The organism is Vibrio sp. Vb2131, from assembly GCF_033338535.1.
Classification (GTDB): domain Bacteria; phylum Pseudomonadota; class Gammaproteobacteria; order Enterobacterales; family Vibrionaceae; genus Vibrio; species Vibrio alginolyticus.
In genome coordinates, this window is the sequence record NZ_JAWOSW010000084.1 from 1 (window position 1) to 661 (window position 661).

Here is a 661-nt window from a genome sequence, read left to right on the forward strand (position 1 = left end):
CTGAGTCAAGGCACATTCAGACATGGCCGCTCGACTCTGGCCCATGTTCCTGCTGGCTATCTTTAACCTAGGCATCTTTGCCCCTCCCTGTGACACTGAAGAGTTACGATGTCAGTGCATTCAAATAACGTCCGAGTCGATCCCTTGCAAATTCATTAAAACCATCGAGGTGATATACGAGAATATTTACTGCAACAGAATGGAAGTGATAGCAGTGCTAAGAGACGGGAATGCAATTTGTTTGCATCCGAATTCTACGTGCGTGAGGACTCTTATCGACAACATTCCTAGCAGACCTTTCATACCTAAGGACTACGCATCAGCGAACAATCTACGTGGAATGAAGTTTATGTACAGTGTTGAGTTTGAAAAGCTCCTATATCTTTCATTTATGGAGCCTCAGGACGGATAATGGCGCCATGCAGCCTTTTACTGACTGACAGACTACCCACAGGTTGCCTTTGGACTCAGCCTCACTTAGGGCTGTGGACACGCTCTCAAGTTCCACCTGGGCTCTCTGTAGCTTCTCAGCAGCCTCAGCCCGAGCCCTCTCGGAATCGCTGGATCGGCCCTGGACCTCCTGTAGCTGGGACTCCAGGCGTCGCCTCTTCTGCTCACCCTCCTGTCTTGAGGTCTGCAGGCTGCTCAGCTCCGTCTTAAG

The 661-nt window shown here is 50.2% G+C and carries 1 protein-coding gene; it reads right to left on the reverse strand.

Features of this window, described 5'->3' with window-relative positions; translation table 11 throughout:
• Positions 1–385 precede the first annotated feature (385 nt).
• Positions 386–649, reverse strand: coding sequence for a hypothetical protein (locus tag R7E38_RS23590; RefSeq protein WP_411978686.1), 264 nt, complete (start codon positions 647–649; stop codon positions 386–388).
• Between the last annotated feature and the right edge of the window lie 12 nt (positions 650–661).